Source organism: Streptomyces tricolor, from assembly GCF_002155905.1.
In the GTDB taxonomy this organism is placed as follows: Bacteria; Actinomycetota; Actinomycetes; order Streptomycetales; family Streptomycetaceae; genus Streptomyces; species Streptomyces tricolor.
In genome coordinates, this window is record NZ_MUMF01000699.1 from 1 (window position 1) to 773 (window position 773).

The window sequence follows — 773 nt, forward strand, 5'->3', positions numbered from 1 at the left end:
GCTCGACCCGCACCTCGCCGGCGACCTGCGCCTTGAGCCCGGCGGGGGTGTCGCAGGCGATGACCCGGCCCTCGTCGAGCACGGCGACCCGGTCCAGGACCGTCTCCGCCTCGATGACGTTGTGGGTGACCAGCAGCACGGTCGTACCGTGCTCGGCCCGGCGCNNCCGCTGCCCGCCGGACAGCTTCTTCAGCGCCCGTCCGGCGATCGGGGTCAGCCCCAGTTCCTCCAGGACGGCGTCCCGCTCGGCCCGCGCCCGCCGTACGTCCAGGCCGCGCAGGCGTCCGGTGGTCTCGGCGGCGAGGGAGACGGTCAGCTCGTCCAGGGCGGTGGACTCCTGGCCCAGGTAGGCGAGGATCCGGGCGGCCCGCTCGGGGTGCCGCACGATGTCGTGGCCGAGGATCTCGACACTGCCCGTGTCCGGCCGCAGCAGGCCGGTGAGCTGCCGGACGAGGGTGGACTTGCCGGCGCCGTTGGGGCCGAGCAGTCCGAAGACCTCGCCCCGCCGCACTTCCAGCTCCACGCCGTCGGTGGCCCGCACCGCGGGGGTGCCCGGCGTGCCCCGCCGGCCCTTCACGGCCGGGTAGGTCTTGCCGAGGCCACGCACGCGTACGACCTCGTCGTACCGAAATGCCTCTCCCGCGCGCGTACTCACAAGGGACGAGCCTACGGGGTCGGGGGCCCTCGCTCGCCCTTGGGGGCGGCTATGGGGATGCTTCGGGGCAACTCCGTGGATTCAGTCGGCGGCGGGTGCCTGCTGCTCGGCCGCCGCC

The 773-nt window shown here is 74.6% G+C and carries 1 protein-coding gene; it reads right to left on the minus strand.

The genetic code is table 11. The features are described 5' to 3' along the window. Positions 1 to 655: ABC transporter ATP-binding protein (locus tag CCN44_RS37725; protein ID WP_143650278.1), on the minus strand; the 655-nt coding region annotated here is incomplete at its 3' end. Positions 656 to 773: the final 118 nt, after the last annotated feature.